Raw genomic sequence first — 20,635 nt, 5'->3', positions numbered from 1 at the left:
GTATCAGAACTGCAAGTGTTCTGCGCGCACGATCATCGCCAGACCCGAAGAGAGTTGAACGCGAACGCCATCTTTTGCAATTTCCAAAACGGTGGCATCCATAGCACTCTGACCTGCTCTGACTTTGATTTCCTGGCCAATTTGCAGCTTGGTGATATCTGTAACTGGCACCTGACGCGGTTGGCTCACTTCACGTGCGGGACGTGGAGTGCGCGGTTTGCGATTTTCTTGACCAGCAACAGCGGCAGGCGCATTTTCACGACGCGGAGCAGGTTTTTTTGCTGCCGGACGTGGGCGACGCGGCTCGGCGTTTTCACCGTTAGCTTCGCGACGCTTGGCCTGTTGTTCAGCACGTTGTGCCTGAACGCGGGCTTTCGCTTCTTCCAATTGTTTACGGGCATGCTCGACGTGCTGTTCTTCAAGAACACCACAGGCATTGCCGTCAAGGTCAACGCGCTGAGCGCCAACTTTGACGCCATACAGATAACGCCAACTTGAGGTATAAAGGCGCAGAGCAGAACGCAATTGTGTCTTGCTCAAATTCTCTTCGCCCTGAACGCGCTCTACCAGATCCTGAAAGATACCGATCTTTAATGGGCGCGCTTCACCTTCGGCGCTAAAGCAAAGCGGGAAACGCTCTGCCAAAAAGGCGATGACTTCTTTACTACTGTTCAACTTAGGTTGATTTTCCATGAAATTTCCTGATTACAACGGGTTTGCCAACCGGCGCAGGCATGAACAGGCGTCATTATAATGACCCCGTCCGTAAATGCTACGTTATCCGTCGATCAACTTGCGATCAAATTGACATATTTTGCAGCACCACTGTTTTCCAGGTGCTTACAAAGCCCGGCTACCAATTCTGTTAGCCCCTGTTCATCCACTTCGTCGAAGCGTTGATAAATAGTGCTATCGATATCTAAAACACCTATAACCTGACCTGCAACGGTGATAGGTAAGACGATTTCTGCATTGCTGGCAGCATCACAGGCTATATGGCCAGGGAAGGCATGCACGTCACCCACGCGTTGGACCGCGTTTTCGGCGACTGCCGTTCCACATACGCCTTTACCTACCGGAATGCGCACACAGGCAATTTTGCCCTGAAACGGACCCAGAACCAGCGAGGAGCCGTCCATCAGATAAAATCCCGCCCAGTTCACGCCCTCAAGACGCTCGTAAAGCAAGGCACTGACGTTGGACAAAGTTGCAATAAAATTGTTTTCGCCAGCAATTAACGCGTTCAGGTCACGTTTTAATTCCGTGTAGAATGCTTCTTTAGTCATGTTGTAACCATTAGAACCAGAGGGTAGACCGCTATTTTGCACGCTTAGCCTCTATAAAATAAGCAATAAATGCGTATCTCGGCAAGGTTAATCCTATGTGACTTCAAAAAGACTGGCCTACAATATATGTTTTGCCAAAGACAATTTATGTTCTGACGTTTGCATGATACGTTATTTTACCTAAAAATCCTGACCTTCTTGGCTTTAACATCGCCAGATAACCAAAATGTCTGCTTTTTGAGACAATCAGCCACAATTTCTACTGCAGGTCATTTGCATACAGGCCCTATGAAAATAAACACAATATCAGGCCCGCTGCCACAAACGCGCTATCAGCGTTGCAGCGAGTGCGACTTCCTTTTCACCTTGCCCGCTCTGCGCAGAACGCAAACGGCGCACTGCCCGCGCTGCAATAGCAAGGTTGAGAAAGGCAAAGTTTGTTCTCTGCCTCGCCTGATAGTCATTGCCATCAGCATTCTGGTGTTAATGCCTTTTGCCTACACCGAACCTTTAATCAGTATCCGTTTGCTGGGCACCCGCATCGATGCAAGTCTGTTTGAGGGTATCTGGCAGATGTCGAGCCAAGGATCGCCACTGACCGCCAGTATGGTGGCCTTCTGCACCGTCGGCGCGCCTCTCACACTGGCGGGATCGATTTTGTACCTGCATTTTGGTAATAAATTTGGCATGAACCTCAAGCCAGTGCTGCTGATGCTCGACAGGCTTAAAGATTGGGTGATGCTCGATATCTATCTTATCGGGATGGCGGTTGCCTGTATAAAGGTGAAAGAGTACGCCGATATCGATATGGGACCCGCCTTGGTGGCCTATATCATGATGACGATTTTAGTAACGCTCACGCTGATTAATCTCAATATCGAACAGCTGTGGGAAGAGTTTTATCCGCAGCGTCGCCCGAAAGGCGTGCCGGACTCTCTGGTGCTGTGCCTGTCGTGCAAGTTTACCGGTCATCCTGACGCACGAGGCCGCTGTCCGCGCTGCCACGTTCCTATGTCGCTTCGCTACAAGCACAGCCTGCAAAAAACGTGGGCAGCGCTTATCTCGGCGATGGTGTTGCTGGTGCCAGCCAATTTGCTGCCCATTTCGATTATTTACGCCAATGGCCAGCAACTTAAAGATACGATTTTTTCCGGCGTTGTGTCGCTGGCCACTTCCGGTAACGTGCCCATTGCCGCTATCGTGTTTATTGCCAGCGTGCTGGTGCCTTTTACCAAGGTCATTGTGCTGCTGACCCTGCTGCTCAGCATTCACTTCAAGGCGCATCAGGGATTGAAAACCCGCATTCGCCTGCTGCGACTTGTCACCTGGATTGGCCGCTGGTCAATGCTGGATTTGTTCGTTATTTCACTGATGATGTCATTGGTCAATCGCGACCAGTTACTCTCTTTTACTATGGGTCCGGCCGCTTTTTATTTTGGTTCTGCCGTGATACTGACTATTCTTGCCGTTGAATGGCTCGACAGCCGCCTGATTTGGGATGCACATGCAACAAGAAACGCCGAATACACCGACTGAAGCACGGGTCAAAAATCGACGCCGGATCTCCCCTTTCTGGCTGCTGCCGTTCATCGCGCTGCTGATTGCTGGCTGGCTTATCTACAGCAATTATCAGGAACAGGGCACCACAGTTACCATCGACTTCCAGTCGGCGGCGGGGATCGTTGCCGGCCGTACACCGGTTCGATATCAAGGGGTTGAAGTGGGTACCGTTCAGTCTCTCAGCCTGAGTAAAGACCTGCGCACGATCATGGTCAAGGTCAGTATTCGCAGCGAACTGGCCGACTCTTTGCGTGAAGGCACCCAGTTCTGGCTGGTGACGCCCAAAGCCTCGTTAGCCGGTATTTCCGGACTCGACGCGCTGGTTGGCGGTAACTATATCGGCATGATGCCGGGCAGCGGAAAGGAGCAGGATCACTTTACCGCCCTCGATACCCAACCTAAATATCGTCTCAATACCGGCGAGTTAATGATCCATCTTCACTCGCGGGATTTAGGTTCGTTGAGCACCGGTTCTCTGGTCTACTACCGTAAAATCCCCGTCGGTAAAGTGTATGATTACGATATTGAAGCAGGCAACAACGGCGTAACTATCGACGTGCTTATCGACAAACGCTTCGCACATTTAGTGAAAGACAACAGCCGTTTTTGGAACGTCTCAGGGTTTAAAGGCGACTTTAGCCTGAGTGGCGCAAAAGTTGAAATGGAAAGCCTGGCCGCGCTGGTCAACGGTGCCATTGCGCTCGACTCCCCTGCCGATGGCAATCAGGCCAAGGCCGATCAGTCGTATGAACTATATCCCGACCTTGCGCAGAGTCAGCGCGGTGTAGATATCAATCTTGATTTACCCAGCGGGGACGGCCTCACCGAGGGTCGCACACCGTTAATGTATCAAGGTCTTCAGGTGGGTACGCTGACAAAAGTCACGTTGCAACCTGACAACAAGGTCACCGGTAAACTGACCGTGGATCCGTCGGTTATCGACCTGATGCGCAGCGGGACGCGTATCGAAATGAACAGTCCCAAAATTAGCCTGAACAATGCCAAAATTAGCCAGTTGCTGACCGGCAATACGCTGGAACTCATTCCTGGAGAAGGCGCACCCCAGAACCACTTCACCGTGCTCGACAGCAGTCAGCGCATGCTGCAAGACCCTGGCGTGATGACCTTGCAGCTGCTTGCGCCCCAAAGCTACGGCATTGACGCAGGCCAGCCGCTGCTGCTGCACGGCATCGTGATTGGTCAGGTACTTGACCGATCGCTGACCGATGCAGGCATTGTCTTTAATATCGCTGTGACCTCGAAATACAAGAATCTACTGCATCTTGACAGCAAGTTTGTGGTCAACAGCCGCGTTGACGTCAAACTGGGCCTCGATGGCATGGAAGTACTCGGCGCCAGCGCGCAAGAATGGATAGACGGCGGAATTCGCGTGTTGCCGGGGACTAAAGGCACACCGTCGGGTCAGTATCCGCTCTACAGCAACTCGGAGAAAGCCGAACAGGGTATCAAAGGGGATAAACCGACCACCACGCTGACCCTCTCTGCCAAAAGCTTGCCAGACGTGCAAACCGGCTCTGTCGTGCTGTACCGTAAATTCCAGGTCGGCGAAATTGTTAACGTGCGTCCGAAGGCTAACGAGTTTGAGGTGGATGTTTACATCAGCCCTGAGTACCGCAACCTGTTGACCGCAAAAACAATTTTCTGGGCCGAAGGCGGGGCTAAGGTGCAGCTTAACGGCAGCGGCCTTACCGTGCAGGCGTCACCGCTCGACCGAGCGCTGAAAGGAGCCATCAGTTTCGATAACCTCGAAGGGGTCACGGTCAGCAAAGGCACCAAGCGCGTGCTGTATGATAACGAAACCGCCGCCCGCGCCGTGGGGAGTCAAATCACCCTCAATACCTACGACGCCAGCAAGATTTCTCCGGGAATGCCAATCCGCTATCTTGGCATCACCATTGGCCAGGTTGAATCACTTAAGCTTGACCCCCAGCTGAATCAGGTGGCCGCAAAAGCGGTGCTTTATCCTGAATATGTTGATACTTTTGCGCGCCTTGGTACCCGATTCTCAATTGTTTCTCCCGAGATTTCAGCCGCGGGTGTTCAGAATCTCGATACTCTGTTGCAGCCATATATCAACGTTGAAGCCGGTAAAGGCCCGTCGAATCGCACCTTTGACCTGCAAAACGCGACTATCACCGATTCACGCTACACCGACGGTCTGGCAATTGTGGTTGATGCCACTGAAGTGGGTTCGCTGCAAATCGGCACGCCGGTGCTGTTCCGCGGTATTGAAGTAGGGACTGTGACCGGCTTCCGGCTGGGTGAAATGGCGGATCGCGTTAATGTTTCGCTGCGTATCAGTAAAAAGTATCAATACCTGGTGCGCGACAACACCACCTTCTGGCTAGCCTCTGGATATAATTTACAGTTCGGACTGACCGGTGGCAGCTTCAAGAGCGGCACCTTCCAGCAGTTTATTCGCGGAGGGATCGCCTTTGCTACACCGCCAACCACGCCAGTGGCACCAAAAGCGTCTACCGGACGCCACTTCCTGTTGATGCCTGAGGAACCTAAAAACTGGCAACAGTGGGGGACCGCCATCCCGAATAACTGATCCTGAACCTCCCGTCTTAACGGCGGGCCCGATTGCCTCAGGCCCGCCGTCACTCCCCCATCCTGCGCTTGAGTTTTTTCGTTTAGAGTTTTCCTATGGCACTTTTTGCACAATAAGCTATTCTCAAAATTGGGCTAACTGGTCATACCTGTAGTGGGCTATTTAATTCTAAAACTTAACGAGGGGCATCTGATGGGAAAATCCAGTATTCGAATCGGCAGTTTTGAAATAGATGACGCACAGCTGTCGTCACCCGAGGCCAAAGGGGGCGACAAAGTGCATATACCCTGTAAATCCGATCCCGACTTGTGCATGCAGCTTGATGCATGGGATGACAATGTTAGCGTTCCCGCCGTTTTGGATGGTCGTCACTCTGTGTTGTACAAAGAAAAGTATGACAGCCAAAAAGATGAGTGGATTATGCGTCTTGAGTAACCCAAGGCATTAGCGCCACCCCGCGCCCGGCAAAAAATCGGGCAAATTGGCTTAGCGGCAGTTGAACATAGGACTGAGTTGCCTCGTTGTGCCCTGATGGATTATGAAAGGTGATCACTCCCTGCTTAACGGCGGTGACCAACACCAGATGCCCACCCGTGCGCGGCGGCACGTCTTGCGGATGGCGAATGCTGGGATGCACAGAGGCAATAAAGAAGCGATATAGCTGCAACTCATGGGCAATATCCTCAGCGGTTAATTCAACTCTGACCCGTGCAGAAACATTAATTTCATGTTTTAAAAACTCGACAAATGGCGCATAGATAAGCCCGCGAATATGGTGACCTTGGCGCACATAGGCACCATAGGGCATACTGCGGCGAGTCAGCTCAAGGATGGGCACCACTTCTCCCGTGGTGGCGGCCAGCGCCATTTTCAGGCAACACATACCGCAAACGTGATTAGCCCACTCGATAAACTCCTCCTGCGACTGTGCGCCGGATTCTGGCCAAACCTCGATATCCCGCAAATCTATTTTGCCACTCAGAATATCGGCAGCCGAGGAGGCAGACTCCCACTGGCTGAAATACGGAATAAGCTGCTCGGTGTGGATTATGGGCGGTGATATATGTGCAGCAAACGTCATGGGATTAATTCTCCTGGGCATTGGCAGTTTATGGCAGGATTTTTACGTGCGACGGCCAACTCGCATAAAGCTGGCCGTCGGGGTCAATCAGAAGGTTTCTACCAACTCAAATTTCATCAGCAGCAGCGGCATGTCCGGGGAGAACATATCGTAGGCTTCAAAGAAGCGCTGAAGCTCCACGCGCCAGGAAGCCAGCGTGCGATCGCCCTCCCCCTCAGCATAAGCATGATCTTCAGTGACCAGGTCGAAAGGCACCTGTTTCACTTCCGTGAGCTTAACCGCGCAAACCGGGTGATTTTTACCGTCAACCACCACAAATACTTCCCCCACTTCCGGGGTGCCGTCATCGTCAAGATTGGCGCAGGTCGCCGTTTTAACCCCTGCGATGACTTTCTTCGCCAAATCATCGGCCTGCGCCTCATTGTCTCCAAAAGACCAACGCTCGGCGTCTTTGTACTTTTGCGGAAGAGGTGTAAGCATAATTTATCCTTTTAATTTAACCGGCCTACAGAGTTCACCCTGTAAACACTAGCACGAAATTTTAATAATCGATCACGGGCACTTAACCGGCAGGCTTTGTGGCCACTGACGGACATTGCCACTGCCGTAAAGTACCTGCACACCGCATTCACGGTCAACGCGCGCCAGCGGTTTGCCGGTCGCGTCCACCATCATCGACATTTTCCGGGTCGACACTATCGTCACGCCACTGTTGAAGGCAGAGACGGCCTTAAATACCGGAGGAATAACAAAGCTGCCCTGCGCATTAACGAAACCGTAATCTTCACCCACTTTGGCAAACGCCAGCCCTTCGGAAATCACCCCGAGATCGGCAAAGTTCACCGAAGGTGCCGGATGTCCCTGTGCGTCAATCCAGGTTTTGCTGCCATCAGATTTGGTTAATACCGCCTGACCGCCTTGCATACGGCTGCCAATGCCTGAGACGGTGATCGCCAGCTTGCCGGTTGAGTCCACATAACGAGTGGTCGGTTTGCCGTCGTCGCTATCATAAGAGAGTGACATATCACTGTTTTCCGGCAGAACCCAATTTCCTTCAGGCATGGCGGCTACCCGCGCGCCCTTCTCGTCGATAAGCTCGGTGCCCTGTGGCTGAATGCGCAGCGCACGCGAGTTCACAAACGCCGAACTGGGTAAAATTTGCGGCTGTATCTGCCAAATACCCTGTGAGTTTAAATAACCAATCTGCGGCTGACGAGAAAGTTTCACCCAATCGCCCACGGCGGTGATCTTCGTCTGCTGCTCGTGCAGTTCAATATCGCCCTGCGCGTTGAGCAGCCACGATTGACCTTCGGCCGAACTGGCAAGAATACGCCCATCGTTGAACTGATTGACGCTCAGATCGGTAGTCGGTGCTATCCGCTCCTTGCCGTCGTTGCCGATAATCGCCGACTGCATGCTTGAAGGCGTTTGCTCTGCCGTTTTCAACGGCAAGCTCAGCTGCCAAAGTGCGTTGTTAATACGACGCACGCTGGCATAATCGGCCGCCACTCGCGCTTTACCTGTCGCGTCAATAATGCCCCACAGGCCGTTTGGTAGTTGAACGTCGGCCAACCCGTTGGCATAGGTGCCGACCGACTGATAGGCAGGCTCGGCAATGACTTTTTGGCTCACAACGTCGTAAATACCCCACGCGGCCCCTTCGGCCGCCGTTTCGCGGAACCGGAACCAGCCGTTGCCCATCGACTGCAGTTCAAAGACGTTGGGCAGCGCAAAATGTTTACCGCTGGCGTCAATGACAGTCAATTTTCCCTCCTGATAGTCAAAGGCGTAGCCGTTAACGTAAGGGGCAATGTTGTCTTCGGTCAGAGGAATAATGGTTTTCCCCTGCGCGTCAATCACGCCGGTTCCTTGGGCAGTTTTAACAATAAACTGCTGGGCCATGCCGCCCTGCGCTGACTCACTGCTGTCGGCGGCCTGAATGTCCTGCCATTTGCTTTCGAGCTGAACGCTGCCGTCGGCGCGAATAAATCCGGTGCCCGGCTTAGGCTCATCAGGATCGGGACGGACCAGCGCTAAGGGTGCACTGCTTTCGCTCTTCGGTTGATTGAGCGGCTGGATCCGGTAGTCGTTTAATAGCGAAACATTTTTCGCACTCAGCAGCATTTTACCTGCGTGATCAACAATGTTGATTAACTGTCCGCGATCGTCATGCAGCCAGAGACGACCATTGATCACCTCCGCATTGTTCACCTGTGCCAGCCAATTGACGGCCTGACCTCCGCCAATCAGATTTCCGTCGGGGGAGATTATCGCATTGACCTTGTTTTGCTCACCGTGCGTCGTCAACAGAAAAGGACCGGTCGGCTGATCGGAAGGTGTGCTCTCTTTTGGCAGTACCACCGGCTGTTTTTTACCCGGTACATATACAGCCAGGTTTTCTTTGGCACTATTATCGAGTAAAAAATCGCCCTGTATGGTCAATCCCGCGACAGCCTCATCGCTTAAAGAGGCAAGCAGGTTGCCACTGTTGTCCAGCAGGCTATTTTTCTCTGCCGCTTTCGCCAGCCAGAAATGACTATTTAGCGCTTTTACCGACTGATAAACCTGTTCAACCAGCGAACCATCGGCGCGGATCAGTTGCACGCCTGTTGGCGTTTTAGCCATAGCCAGCGTGCTGTTCACGTCGCTTAGCGTAATATCGCTAAACTGCGGATTAATGCGCCATGCCAGATTTTGATCGGCAATACCAAAGCCGCGATCGCTGTCCCGCGCAATAAACAAGTCACTTTGACCAAAAGGTTGTCTCACTTCCATTTTATCGCTGGCGACGTGACGCTGATCGTCCGGCGAGAGCAACACCGTTTTGTAATCCAGCGCCAGTCGAGCAGGATTACCGTCGCCAAGCTGCACGTCATCCACCAGCTCATCGAGTGGTTTCCCAACCGTTTGACCTTTGCGATTAATAATCTCCGGTTTGCCTGCATTAATCACCACAGCAAGTTCAACCTGAGTAAATGTCCCTGCCTTGTCAAAAGCAGGCTGAATCGCCCAATTTCCGGTTGAATCGATGTAGCCCCACTTGCCTTTCTGCTTAGCAGCCGCCAGCCCGTAGTGAAAATCCCCAACCTGTTCGAAAATAGGTTTAATAACCAGTTGTCCCAGGTTGTCGAGGAATCCCCAACGGTGGCCGCTCAGCCCTTTAGTCAGCGCGACGTCATCGATGGCCTGTTGTGCGTCAGGGAGCAGTACGGCTGCTCGCCCCTCGTGCACCGCTCGGATACAGATATTTTGCGTGGCAGGCAGGGCCAATTCGGCACGCTGCGTGCCCTCAGCGGTGGCGTCAGGCGCAAAGCAGGAGGCGTCAGTTTCAGCCGCCAGCACCGGCAGTGCAAGCGCCATCAGACCCAGCGCGCCACCGGCGGTTAACATTTGACGAACGGCGCGCGCGATTGGTCTGCTATTAATGAGATTCATTGTGCCCCCCCGGCCTGCGTAGAACTGGCACAACTTACCGTTTTCGCAGGCCAGCTTTGCTTACCTTTGGCATCGGCAATAACCCGCTGATTGCATCGCAACAACAATTGCGCCTGAACGACACCGTCAGTATTAATCAGCTGTACCGACCCTTTTGCCGCCACCCAAGCGCGTTTTTCACTAAAATCTGTGGCCCAATCAAACTTCGGCAGCAGCGCAAACGTGCCCGAGCCGTTGATATAGCCGATTTGCGCACCGTAAGTATCTTGTTTCACTGCTTTGGCACGCGTGTCTTTCATCGCGCCAACTTGCGTAAAATAGGCGCCAATCAGGGGTTTGCCATTAGAATCGATAAAACCATACAGTCCATTGCTGCCGCGAAGTGGCACCATACCTTCACTCGACAGAGCAACGGCTATGCTGTTTAAACCAGAATAACGTTGAATTTCATTACCCTGCGTATCGTAAAGTACCGTTTCGCCGGTGTTATCGTCATTCATTGCAATGCGGTCCATAGAGGCCAGCGGCTGTGCGCCCTCTTTATCCTGCAAAGGCTCGACGCCGTTGGCATCAATCAGAGTAATGCGCTTGTCACTCAAGGCGCTCGCCCAGTTCTGCGGCGCAATAAAATTCAGTGCAGCCGAATAAATCGGTGCAATTTGCCAGTCGCCCTGACTGTCAATGGCACCGAAATGCGGGCCAAAGTGCAGCAACGCCCAGTTACCCGCTACGTGAACGGACTCAGGCACGATCTCTTTGCTCACCACCGAACGGCCGTCATCGTCCATTAAACCGACCCCGCCTTTCGACGGCTGAATCAGCCAATGACTGTCGCCCACCTTTTGGGGATTACTGACTAAATCCGTGGCCAAGGCCAGACCCGTCACGGCGCTATACAGGCTGTAACGACGGTTGCTGTCGCTGTGCTCTCCTGGCTGGTCACCGTCGGAAACAAGGAAAATGCTGTCGCCAACCGGCTGGGGTTTACCACTGCGGGCCGCATCGGGTGCAATTGCCCACTGACCCTTAGCGTCGATGACGCCCCATCCTGAATCAACTTTGGCGAGAGCAAAACCGTCGTGGAAAGATTCAAGCTGGGTAAACTGTGCCGCTATTTTGGCGCTGTTGGCAGTAATGTCCCACATGCCCCAGCGACGTGCGCTGTCGTCACCCTGGGTGTAGAGCAGGTCAGTACCGGAGATGCCTTGCGCGGTTTGAATCACGCGCGTCGGAATATCAATAACATTGCCCTGAGAGTCAATCACCTTGCGGCTTTCAACGTTTTTGTCATCAACTATGCTGGCCCAAGTATAGGCGCCATCAAAAGGGGTAATTTGTTTAAATTTAGGCTGAATCACCCATTGGCCATTGGGACCAATCGCGCCTACGGTGCCATTCTCGGTTTTCACGACTAATGGGCCACGCAGTCCGACAGGCCCAATTGTAGCCCACTGCGGACTGGTGAAAATCTCACCTTGGGCAGTCAGTACAGAAGGAGTTTTCTGTTTGTCGATAGGCGTTAACAACGCCATAGGCAAGCCAGCAGATTGACTGTTGGCAGGGGCGTCTTCAAGCGATCGGGTATCCAACGGTTGAACTTTGTACTCATTAAGCGCAGTCAGTGTCGACGGTGTAACGAGCCCTACCCCATTGGCGTCATAAATTTGAACCAGTTGAGCAGATTTGTCTTCACCCGCACGGCTATCGGCCTGCAGTATCCATAAATGACCATTTTGACTGAGCCATTGAGGCCGAGTGGCTTTAACATCAATAACGCGGTTATCAGGGCCGATCATGACGATACCCTTAGCGCCTTTACCGACTAACCAATTGCCCCACACGTGAAAAACGTCTGCCTGATCGGCCGGAATATCCTGAATCTTTTCTAATTTATTGCTGAGTAATTGCTGAGTATTGTTTGCATCGACTACCAGCCAACTGCCTGAACTGAGAGGCTTAACTGACTTATACTGCTCTTTGCTCAGACTCACGCCGGATTTATCGACAAATGTCCAACTTGACTTTCCTTTCACTGCGACAACATCGCCATTGAGCACCGGCTCGTTACGCGTTTTGAGCTTAACCGGGTCAATTGCCCATCCGCCGTTGTCGTCGAGATAGCCCCAATAACCACTCTGTCCCGTATCACGCACCTGTGCGGGTATCAGCCCCGACTGCGGCTCGTCAAGATTCATTACGTCATCGGGCAACGCCAGAGAACGGCCGGTGGAGGCGTTCCACAGAGCCGGAGAAATCTGCATTTGTACGCTGGCCAAAGACTGGCCCTGCTTAAAGCCCTCTGAGTCTAAAGACGCGGCAAACGGCAGCGTTTTTATCACCGCGCCTTTGCGGTCAATCAGGGCCAGGCGATTGTCAGTGACCACCAGCGCTGTGCCCTGAGTGTTAAAATCGGTGGCTCGCGTAAAGCGTGGTGCAATAGCCAAATTGCCTTTTACATCTATATAGCCAAACAAGTCGTCTTTTTTAACCGCAGCCAAATCGTTCACAAAACCGCGCGCTTCGCGATAAGTGGGTTCAATAGCCATATTTCCGGACGTATCAATGTAGCCCCAAAGCCCCTGTTCATCGCGGCTTGAGCCCATTAATACCGGTGCCAATCCTTGTTGGAAAGGTTGCTGGCAGCCGTCGGCTGTTTTTGCATTGGCGCACGCACGTAACCAAGCTTCATCAGCATGAGCCGGAGTGCTGAAGGCGGCGGCCAGAACCAGTGTCAACGCACTGAAATTCATGACATGTTTTAGTGTTTCGGAATAAATCATCCGATTCCCTTATGACTGAAAATGATGAAATTTGACGCTGAGGCCCGCAATCGTTCTCAAGGCACAGCAGGCAGCGAAAATACGATAATAATAAAGTTTAATAGAATTTTGTTCGCTGATTCTTATAGGGTGTCAGCTTGTGCAAGAAAAAGCAGCTATTTTATTAGCTGGTAACCAATGAATACACTTTATAACGTCATCGGGGTGTAAAAAAACCCTATTTTTGACTTAAGAACTTTAAAATTTATCAATGTGCACCGACTCTTCCCTCGCGCACTTTGTTCAAGCACAACAGGCTGCGCCCGCAGGGGGTTTTTACAACACGCTCTCCTACACTTTCAATCAGATACAGGGAGATACCCCGTCCTGCATGAGATGTGCCCCGTGGGCATTGCCAACCAGATTCATCCATTGCATTCTGTAGACTTAAATACGTCGTGGCTCGGATCCGCCGGGCTGACCCTCTTTAAAAGAGACAGATTATCTGACATGAATAATAAAAATCTTTGCACCGTTGCTGACGTGGCCGACCTTGAATCTGGCCTGCGTGAGATTCGCCAACATCTGCACCAAAATCCAGAATTATCCAATGAAGAAGCCAAAACGGCCGAACTGGTGGCTAACAGGCTGCATGCATTAGGTTTTGAAGTGACGACCGGCATAGGCGGCCACGGCGTAGTAGGCTCTTTAAAAGTGGGCACCGGCACCCGCTCTGTTGGCATTCGCGCCGACATGGATGCACTGCCGATTACAGAACAAACCGGTCTGGAGTATGCCAGTCAGGCAAGCGGAAAAATGCACGCCTGTGGTCACGACGGCCACACCACTATGCTGCTTGGCGCGGCACAACAGCTGGCGCGCAGCCGCAACTTTTCAGGCACCGTACATTTAATTTTCCAGCCGGCGGAAGAAATTGGTTTTAACAGCGGCGCCGAGCGTATGCTGGCTGAAGGCCTGTTTGACCGATTCCCGTGCGATGCCGTCTACGGTCTGCACAACCATCCTGGCTATCCGGTCGGTAAAATGATGTTCCGCCCAGGCCCATTTATGGCCGCCTGCGACACCGTTAACATCACCGTTCACGGCAAAGGTGGACATGCGGCACGCCCGCATATGACGGTAGACCCGATTCTGGTTGCCAGCAGCCTGGTCGTCGCACTGCAAAGCGTGATTTCACGTAACATCGATCCTAATGAAACTGCCGTGATTACCATCGGCTCACTGCATTCCGGTCATGCTGCCAACGTTATTCCTGATTCAGCACGCCTTGAAATGAGCGTCCGTTCGTTTGACGCTGGCGTACGCAAAATCCTTGAACAGCGTATTCGCTCACTGGTGACCAGCCACGCAGAAGGCTACGGTTCGCGCGCCGAGATTGAGTATGTGCCCGGCTATCCTGTTTTGGTTAATCACCAACAGGAAACCGACTTTGCCACTCAGGTCGCGCAAGAGTTACTGGGTGAAGAGAACGTGGTTGCCGATTTACCGCCAATATCGGGCAGCGAAGACTTTGCGTATTTCCTGCAGCAAAAACCGGGCTGCTTCTTGCGTCTGGGCAATGGCGACAGTGCGGTGTTACATAATCCAGCCTATAACTTTAATGACGAAAGTTTGCCATTTGGTGTGGCCTACTGGACCCGCTTGGTTGAACGTTATTTGAATAGCCCGAGTTAACGACAGAAGCCAAACCAGCGCATGCCCAGATGAAAATGATTGGCGTGCGCTGCGTTATAATCGGGACCGATAATATTGCCGAAAAACGGACATCCCGTAGCAAAAACCTGATGCAAAAAGTCTGACTCTCGCCCTTCCTGTTTCCATCCTCCCGCTACGCTGACAGTTTCTCCATCGCTCATTTTGAAGTTGGCGACATCCAATGCGTCTGCCGTGGCATGTTCGCTAAGCCTCCCCTGCGCACGGTGATAGATATTACGACAGGCATAGCTGCCAAGATGATCGATGCGAGTCAGCTTTTCACCCAATACACTTTGCGCCATTGGACTTGCCGCTTGGGCAACAAACATCGCCGTGCTAACCGCCAAAGGGCAACTGGCCAGAAAACTTGAGCTCAGTGAAACTGACCCAAAGTTTAGTACTCGCACCGCGCCGTTAAGTGGACACTGTCCCTGCGAAGAGGCAACGGTTTGGAAATTAATGAATCCATCAGCTTTTGCTCTGTCTAGCACGGCCAGACAAGCATCCTGATTTTTGCTTAATCTTCTGAGTTTATACTGAGTAATGAGGCCAGGCGGATCGGTCACCGACAACGGTGTGAAAGGATTGTATTGCTCAGGGAGTTGGCTTTTCAACCAGGGAAAAGTTGTCACCCCTACGACCAATAAAAATAACGCAAAGAGGATATAACGCATACCCTTGCTCCTCTGGCGATGATTGCAGTTCGAATTTTCTATTATAGTGAAAGATATGCGTTTTACTTGAGGAGAGGTCAGGATGGAAGCGATTGCTGATACCGTTGTATCGAATCAGGCAAATATAGTCGCGATTGGTGGCGAAAGTGATGAAGATCTCCAGCAAATAACCCCTATCGACAGCTACATTTTATCTTTAACTCACAAAGATTCACCCCGGATCCTCTACATTTCAACCGCCAGCGGTGACATGCCGGAGAGAATTGAGCAATTTGAGCACAAATTCACTTCTGCGGGATATGAGGTAAGCAGTCTGGCACTGTTTCGGACGCCTTACCCTACGTCAAATCAGGTCGATGATCTGATTTCTAAGGCAGACGTAATCTTTGTTGCAGGCGGTAATACTCGCGCCATGCTGGCTATCTGGAGGGAGTTTTCAATCGACCAATTGGTAAAATCAGCGATGCGTCGAGGCGCGGTGTTGTGCGGAGTCAGTGCAGGAGCCATTTGCTGGTTTGATTTGGGGCATTCGGACTCGGGCGGAGGTTATTCCCTGATACCTGGTCTTGGTTTAATTACAGGCGTAATGTGTCCGCACTTTGGTGCGGAAGCAGGGCGTGAAGCATCTTTTAATGCCCTGCTGGCAGAGCAGAATATTTTACCTGCTTATGCCGCAGACGATGGCGTCGCCCTGCATTTTCGTGATGGAAAACTTCATAAAATAATCAGGACAGAGGCAGCGAGTGAAGGAAAAACGCGGGTATCGCTTAGCGAAAATACTCCGCCCACTGCTCGATAGCCTGCTGGCCAAAATGGGCCAGAATGACTTTGAACCATGCGGTAAACTGCAAAGGCGAGTGGTTGATGGCGTCAAAAATATCGGACACTGTCATCCACTTCCATCCTTCCGCTTCATCAGGGTTAAGAGCCGGTATACGGTTGAACAACCCGATAAAGGTATGATTGTATTCATTTTCGATCAGGCCGTTTGAAACATCAACGCGATATAAAATCTGATCAACCTCCTGCAATGTACAGGTGAACCCCATTTCTTCATCTAGACGTCGCGTTGCCGCTTCAAGATTGCTTTCATCGGGCCGTGGATGCCCACAGCAGGCGTTGGTCCACAGCCCGCCGGAGTGATATTTCCCGCTGGCGCGCTGCTGTAACATTAGCCGTCCCTGACTATCAAAAATAAACACCGAAAATGCCCGATGCAGCGCACCCTGTTGGTGTACCTGCATCTTACTGCCGATGCCGACCTTATTATCCTGTTCATCAACCAGAATCAGGCGTTCTTCTTGCATAATCAGGGACATAACGTTATTTCACTCTAGTCAAACTATAGCGCTCGGTTGCATTAGTGTTTAAAGCCGTTTCGTAGGTCTGCGGCGTGCCATCGAGCTCAATGGTCATAGCTTTATCAATGGGGGTAATTGCACAGGAAAATTTCACTTTCAAACTGTGCACACCGTTAGGCAAGTACAGGTCAACGTACTGATTCTTCTGGAGACCCGCCGCTTCTTTATCGTCGACATACACAATTAACGGACAGCTTTCATCAAGAATAGATCCTGAAAGTTGAGGTTTGCGGTGTACGCGGATTTTAGTGGTATTCGGTTTTTGTGTGGTGTAGGCCTGAAGAACCTGTTGAGTCGGCTCATAGGGGCCACTTGAGCATCCTGCTATCACCAGCGCAGCACAAATCAGGATTAACTTTCGCACGTTAGAGTCTCCGCGATTTAACAAAAGAAAAATTTATCGCCAATGCAGCGATACAAAGTTCACAGAGCTAAACCGTGGCAGAGTACTCATTATGCTTGAATCGGCGATTTCTGATTTCAAACTGCACCAAAGAAAATAATCAACTTAACCCTCAGTGCAGAGAAGAGAAGGCCTCTAATTTAACGAAAGTTAAAACGCGAATATATTCTTATGGTGCGTTTCCCAGAATATTTCCACTTTGGAACTCAACGTGTCCGCCAGCATGAAAGTGTTGCTGCGAAAATTCCTCTCGACCCAAGGGTATCACCTTCGTTATCTCTCCTTCAAAGTTGCCGTCATCTGCTTCAGTGATCTTTGCCTCTAACCGGTAGCTAACCGGTGGATTTCCAACGGGAAAAGTCACCAATGTGACTTTGTCACCCAATGTAAACTGTGTTAGCAGTTGTAATGGCGCTTGCTCAAACATTGCTTCGCTCATTTTTCAGTTCCTTTTGGATGAGGGTTTTCACGAACACATCTGTCTTATGCAGATTGTTACCACGTTTTATTTACTGACTTGCCGTAAGCGTAGATCATTCCGTGATTTTTATTTGCGCCCTTGATTGGAGTTTTTTCAAAAATCTGATCCGCGTGGCGATCCTTAACCTTCCCGCACTCGCATACACTCTGTTCATTACGCCACTATAACGGCAACTTATTAATAAATTTAAGTTTCCTTTAACTCCTTACAAATCTATAAGATGCGGAAGTTACTGCTTAAGTTAAGTTAAATAGCACAAAATGCTCACGCATAAGTTGTACAAGTTGGAATTTATGTATAAGTTTATTGAAGCTCAATGGAGCTCGTAACGAAGATGCTTTGCATTGCCACTGAAGGTGTCACTTGATTTCCACCTTCAGTGGTATTTTTTTACTCCTGCTGGGGTTAAACAATGTCTCAAATTAACAGCGTTGAGTTAAATAACTCCCCTTTTCGTGCAAAAGTCCTTAGAAGCGAACTAGAAGTTATCCAAGATATAAAAATTGAGCTTTCCACCCATGGAAAACTCATCAGCAACAAAGCGATTATGATTAAACTTCTTGAGCTTTTAGAGATTGAAACAGATGTCGTGCAGTTGGATGTCTATAGAAATGCGCTTGAAAGCGTCGTTTATAAAACGCCAGATGACCTAATATGACACCTCCATCACAGGACACGGTAAAAGCGTGTGTCTTGTGATGAAAGTTATCCACTCTGAGAATTGGCACTTGTAATATGCCAAAACTAACGCCTAGATTATTGGCTGGCGGCTCTGATCAACTCAACAACTAACGGCGAAAGCTCTCCACGAAGGGCCGCACGCTCAGATTGGAACAGTGTAGCAACAAAGAATTTATGGTCAGGCAATTCAATACCCCGCACGTCCCCCTCACTATCCCAAGCAGTAATACGAAGTGGATAATCCTCGAGTTCCGAGACGAAATCTGGATTCACCCCAAAACTGCAGTGATAGCCCTCATGGGTATTGAGCTGGCCGTATGCCTTGGCAATAACTGAACCTTCTTTAATACGAATGTCACCGGTTTTCTCAATCAGAGAGCAGACCAATGGCAGAATCACCATGCGGCCTTCTGTATCAGTTTCAGCATGAGCTGCATCTTCCCAGCCCAATACATTGCGAGCATATTCAACGGTTGCATACTGAAAACCACCGCAACTCCCCAGAAAAGGGATATTGTTTTCGCGGGCCCAAGTGATTGCCAAGAAAGCACCCTCATCGTGTAGATAGGGACTCGCTGGCACCACCCAAATAGCATCAAACGCTTCCAATACGCAAGCATCTGTCACACTAGGGGTAGGGAGCCATTCGGCAGAAACGTTGAGTTGCAGAGAATCAGCGGCGAGCTGTACAGCGAGAGGAATAGCCTGGTGGGCAACCACTTCAGAACGAAAATCACCAACCAAAGCAATACGGATTTGCGAGTTCATCATCACTTCCTGTGTAGGTAAAAAGGGATGCTACAGCAGCGCTTAAAAAGCTTCAATAGGGGAAGTTGTGGTTAATATTAGGCAACAAGAAAACCGCCGGTAGGCAGCTATTGATTGTTTACGTGGAATGCTTTCTGATTGTGGCGTTCAAGGCCAGAGACACTAACAGGCATCCAATTAAAATTAAAAAACGATAGCCTATTAAGCGAAAGAGCCATATCCCTCCCACTCCGCCAGCGAGAAACGCCATTAGGGTAAAAAAATGCAGCCTGAGCCTATCGAGGTAAAGTGGCGCGTCTTTGGGTGATTCTTTCCTTCTCAGTACATCAAGAAGCATCGCTAATTCGATGCCAATGTCGGTGGATGTCCCTGAGACATGGGTTGTTCTTACACGTGCATTTGAGATCCGCGTAACGACCGCATTCTGTAAACCCATTAAAAAACTAAGACTCAGGATCAGCACAACAGCAGGAGAAAGCGGCGTTAACCAAGTCTCAACAATGCCTAACAGAACGAGTGCGACGCCTTCAATCAGGATATTAAGAGCATAGATGGAACGAATGTTCTTCCTACGGCCCGCATTGATGAGAGTTGTGGAGAAAGCCGCTCCGGCAATGAAAATACCGACGATTGATAGAAAAAACATGCCGGGACCAAAGCTTGCTTTGGCGAGGTGATCGGATAGTGAAGAGACGTTCCCTGTCATATTGGCAGAGAAAAAACCTACGGCCTCAAATGCCGCCGTATTTAAAGCTCCAGCAACCGCAGCGAGAGTACAGGCCAAGCGACTGTCGGCGCTATTATTACGGGCCTCCTCAATGCTGATGAGCATAATGCTTACCGTATGAAATTCAACTTGCAGATATAATCTGCCTATTTTTGATGATCAACAAGCGGTTAAAGAGTTCGCAGGCCAATCGGAGTTCCCTATTATCTTCGTTAGCATTGCGTAACTGCGGGCAGATTTTTTGGGCAGACGTGAAAACATTCGAGAGATAGATCGTGGCTACGTTAAATATTAGCATGGTGTCCATCGATGATATTAACGACCGATCCGCACAAGTATGGAATACTGTCATAACGCCCTTGGCGACTGTTGTAGCGACTTTTACCCCAAGTAAAACAACACACCTTATAGTGTCCGGATCGAAAGTTTGGATAGTGCCAGGTATCGCTACGCGGGTATTTTTTGATACAGCGGCAGCGTGGGAATTTAGTGTTTGAAACAGGTCATCCGTTTTTGAAGAAATAGATACCGGCATAAAAACTCCATAAAAAAACCCGCTCGTGGCGGGTCTGTGTGGTGAATGACTAAAATTAAGACACCATCGATAGTTCTTTGTTATTCTGCGCTTCTTCTGTGATCTCTAGTGAGCGGTAATATTGCAAGGCAGCAGGGTCTGCAACATACTCAACCTTACCGTGATGCTCCTCAACACATTGAATTATTTTACTTAAGTCAGTTTTAAAGAACTCTTTGCGCATATTAACCTTATTCATGCGCTCATCACTCAGTTTGCAATGCAAAGCATATTCAAGTGCTGGCGCATCGTCACAACTGATCATGGCATGCACATCGAACTCAAACGGCACGCTTGCGCCGCTTAGTTCACTAACACGATCGAGCGGCTCAAGGCGACGGGTCATCCCTATCTTATAGACATTTTCGCCAAGCGACCCAATGTTAGAAATAACATAAACATGCCCCTGTTTAGTCATCTGAGCCATTGATTTTGCTCTCTCGTACTGCTTGTGAACATCTTCAATTTCTTGCTCTAACTGTAAGCATCCCTCTTAAGCGAACCATTCACTTTTAGAGATCTTCCGGCATACTGATTATGTCCCCTGAGGAGAT

At 50.4% G+C, this 20,635-nt stretch carries 19 protein-coding genes and 1 pseudogene; 6 read left to right on the top strand and 14 right to left on the bottom strand.

The features are described 5' to 3' along the window. Positions 1 to 3: 3 nt before the first annotated feature. Positions 4 to 693: an RNA chaperone ProQ gene (gene proQ, locus BS639_RS18730; protein ID WP_055770044.1), complete on the bottom strand. Its 690-nt coding sequence runs from the start codon at positions 691 to 693 to the stop codon at positions 4 to 6. Positions 694 to 788: 95 nt separating this feature from the next. Next, complete coding sequence (locus BS639_RS18725) at positions 789 to 1,286, bottom strand: GAF domain-containing protein (protein ID WP_055770041.1); 498 nt, start codon at positions 1,284 to 1,286, stop codon at positions 789 to 791. 288 nt (positions 1,287 to 1,574) lie between these two features. Here BS639_RS18725 and yebS point away from each other — a divergent pair, with 288 nt between their 5' ends. The 3 genes from yebS (at position 1,575) to BS639_RS18710 (ending at position 5,856) form a co-directional block, all read left to right on the top strand. Further along, the gene (gene yebS, locus BS639_RS18720; protein WP_084984024.1) at positions 1,575 to 2,822 is read left to right on the top strand and encodes a membrane integrity lipid transport subunit YebS; all 1,248 of its coding nucleotides are present in this window, start codon (positions 1,575 to 1,577) and stop codon (positions 2,820 to 2,822) included. After that, positions 2,791 to 5,421 carry a PqiB family protein gene (locus tag BS639_RS18715; RefSeq protein WP_055770036.1) on the top strand — a complete coding sequence of 877 codons (2,631 nt, stop codon included), beginning with the start codon at positions 2,791 to 2,793 and terminating at the stop codon, positions 5,419 to 5,421. Before yebS ends, BS639_RS18715 begins: the two co-directional genes overlap by 32 nt. 192 nt (positions 5,422 to 5,613) lie before the next feature. Next, complete coding sequence (locus tag BS639_RS18710) at positions 5,614 to 5,856, top strand: DUF1480 family protein (RefSeq protein ID WP_055770033.1); 243 nt, start codon at positions 5,614 to 5,616, stop codon at positions 5,854 to 5,856. On the opposite strand, the gene BS639_RS18705 is transcribed toward BS639_RS18710, so the two are convergent. The 4 genes from BS639_RS18705 to BS639_RS18690 all read right to left on the bottom strand — a co-directional run bounded on the left by BS639_RS18705 (position 5,840) and on the right by BS639_RS18690 (position 12,717). Beyond that, a complete protein-coding gene (locus tag BS639_RS18705) occupies positions 5,840 to 6,502 on the bottom strand; it encodes a hypothetical protein (protein WP_084984023.1) in 663 nt (220 codons plus the stop codon). The two genes, BS639_RS18710 and BS639_RS18705, sit on opposite strands and share 17 nt — an antisense overlap. Before the next feature lie 87 nt (positions 6,503 to 6,589). Continuing rightward, the gene (locus BS639_RS18700) at positions 6,590 to 6,982 is read right to left on the bottom strand and encodes an ASCH domain-containing protein (RefSeq protein ID WP_055770025.1); all 393 of its coding nucleotides are present in this window, start codon (positions 6,980 to 6,982) and stop codon (positions 6,590 to 6,592) included. A 72-nt stretch (positions 6,983 to 7,054) separates the two neighbouring features. Continuing rightward, on the bottom strand, positions 7,055 to 9,937 hold the full coding sequence (locus BS639_RS18695; protein ID WP_084984022.1) for a WG repeat-containing protein: 2,883 nt from the start codon (positions 9,935 to 9,937) through the stop codon (positions 7,055 to 7,057). After that, on the bottom strand, positions 9,934 to 12,717 hold the full coding sequence (locus tag BS639_RS18690; protein WP_084984021.1) for a WG repeat-containing protein: 2,784 nt from the start codon (positions 12,715 to 12,717) through the stop codon (positions 9,934 to 9,936). Before BS639_RS18690 ends, BS639_RS18695 begins: the two co-directional genes overlap by 4 nt. Before the next feature lie 489 nt (positions 12,718 to 13,206). On the opposite strand from BS639_RS18690, the gene BS639_RS18685 reads away from it, so the two are divergent. After that, positions 13,207 to 14,391 (top strand): M20 aminoacylase family protein, encoded by a 1,185-nt coding sequence (locus BS639_RS18685; protein ID WP_084984020.1) that lies wholly within the window; start codon positions 13,207 to 13,209, stop codon positions 14,389 to 14,391. On the opposite strand, the gene BS639_RS18680 is transcribed toward BS639_RS18685, so the two are convergent. After that, positions 14,388 to 15,086: an extensin-like domain-containing protein gene (locus BS639_RS18680; RefSeq protein WP_084984019.1), complete on the bottom strand. Its 699-nt coding sequence runs from the start codon at positions 15,084 to 15,086 to the stop codon at positions 14,388 to 14,390. The genes BS639_RS18685 and BS639_RS18680 overlap by 4 nt on opposite strands. 82 nt (positions 15,087 to 15,168) lie before the next feature. Between BS639_RS18680 and BS639_RS18675 the strand changes: the two genes are divergently transcribed. After that, on the top strand, positions 15,169 to 15,885 hold the full coding sequence (locus tag BS639_RS18675; protein WP_084984018.1) for a Type 1 glutamine amidotransferase-like domain-containing protein: 717 nt from the start codon (positions 15,169 to 15,171) through the stop codon (positions 15,883 to 15,885). On the opposite strand, the gene idi is transcribed toward BS639_RS18675, so the two are convergent. From idi to BS639_RS18660, 3 genes are all read right to left on the bottom strand, one after another. Continuing rightward, on the bottom strand, positions 15,854 to 16,405 hold the full coding sequence (gene idi, locus BS639_RS18670; RefSeq protein ID WP_055770007.1) for an isopentenyl-diphosphate Delta-isomerase: 552 nt from the start codon (positions 16,403 to 16,405) through the stop codon (positions 15,854 to 15,856). The two genes, BS639_RS18675 and idi, sit on opposite strands and share 32 nt — an antisense overlap. A 4-nt stretch (positions 16,406 to 16,409) precedes the next feature. Further along, positions 16,410 to 16,811, bottom strand: coding sequence for a hypothetical protein (locus BS639_RS18665; RefSeq protein WP_055770004.1), 402 nt, complete (start codon positions 16,809 to 16,811; stop codon positions 16,410 to 16,412). Positions 16,812 to 17,019: 208 nt separating this feature from the next. Further along, positions 17,020 to 17,289, bottom strand: a complete 270-nt coding sequence (locus BS639_RS18660; RefSeq protein ID WP_055770001.1) for a hypothetical protein — start codon at positions 17,287 to 17,289, stop codon at positions 17,020 to 17,022. Between the two features lie 454 nt (positions 17,290 to 17,743). On the opposite strand from BS639_RS18660, the gene BS639_RS18655 reads away from it, so the two are divergent. Then, on the top strand, positions 17,744 to 17,989 hold the full coding sequence (locus BS639_RS18655; protein ID WP_055769997.1) for a biofilm development regulator YmgB/AriR family protein: 246 nt from the start codon (positions 17,744 to 17,746) through the stop codon (positions 17,987 to 17,989). Between the two features lie 98 nt (positions 17,990 to 18,087). On the opposite strand, the gene BS639_RS18650 is transcribed toward BS639_RS18655, so the two are convergent. The 4 genes and pseudogenes from BS639_RS18650 to BS639_RS18635 form a co-directional block, all read right to left on the bottom strand. Continuing rightward, positions 18,088 to 18,783: a CTP synthase C-terminal region-related (seleno)protein gene (locus BS639_RS18650; protein ID WP_456153890.1), complete on the bottom strand. Its 696-nt coding sequence runs from the start codon at positions 18,781 to 18,783 to the stop codon at positions 18,088 to 18,090. Positions 18,784 to 18,898: 115 nt separating this feature from the next. Beyond that, positions 18,899 to 19,612: a YoaK family protein gene (locus BS639_RS18645; protein WP_084984016.1), complete on the bottom strand. Its 714-nt coding sequence runs from the start codon at positions 19,610 to 19,612 to the stop codon at positions 18,899 to 18,901. 19 nt (positions 19,613 to 19,631) lie between these two features. Continuing rightward, a complete protein-coding gene (locus tag BS639_RS18640) occupies positions 19,632 to 20,042 on the bottom strand; it encodes a hypothetical protein (RefSeq protein WP_084984015.1) in 411 nt (136 codons plus the stop codon). Between the two features lie 55 nt (positions 20,043 to 20,097). Next, positions 20,098 to 20,565, bottom strand: a pseudogene (locus tag BS639_RS18635) (GIY-YIG nuclease family protein); the annotation flags it as partial. Positions 20,566 to 20,635 lie beyond the last annotated feature (70 nt).

The sequence above is a fragment of the Rouxiella silvae genome (genome assembly GCF_002093625.1).
GTDB lineage: Bacteria > Pseudomonadota > Gammaproteobacteria > Enterobacterales > Enterobacteriaceae > Rouxiella > Rouxiella silvae.
Note: the sequence above shows the minus strand (reverse complement) of the source record. Positions and strands in the feature narration are given on the sequence as shown.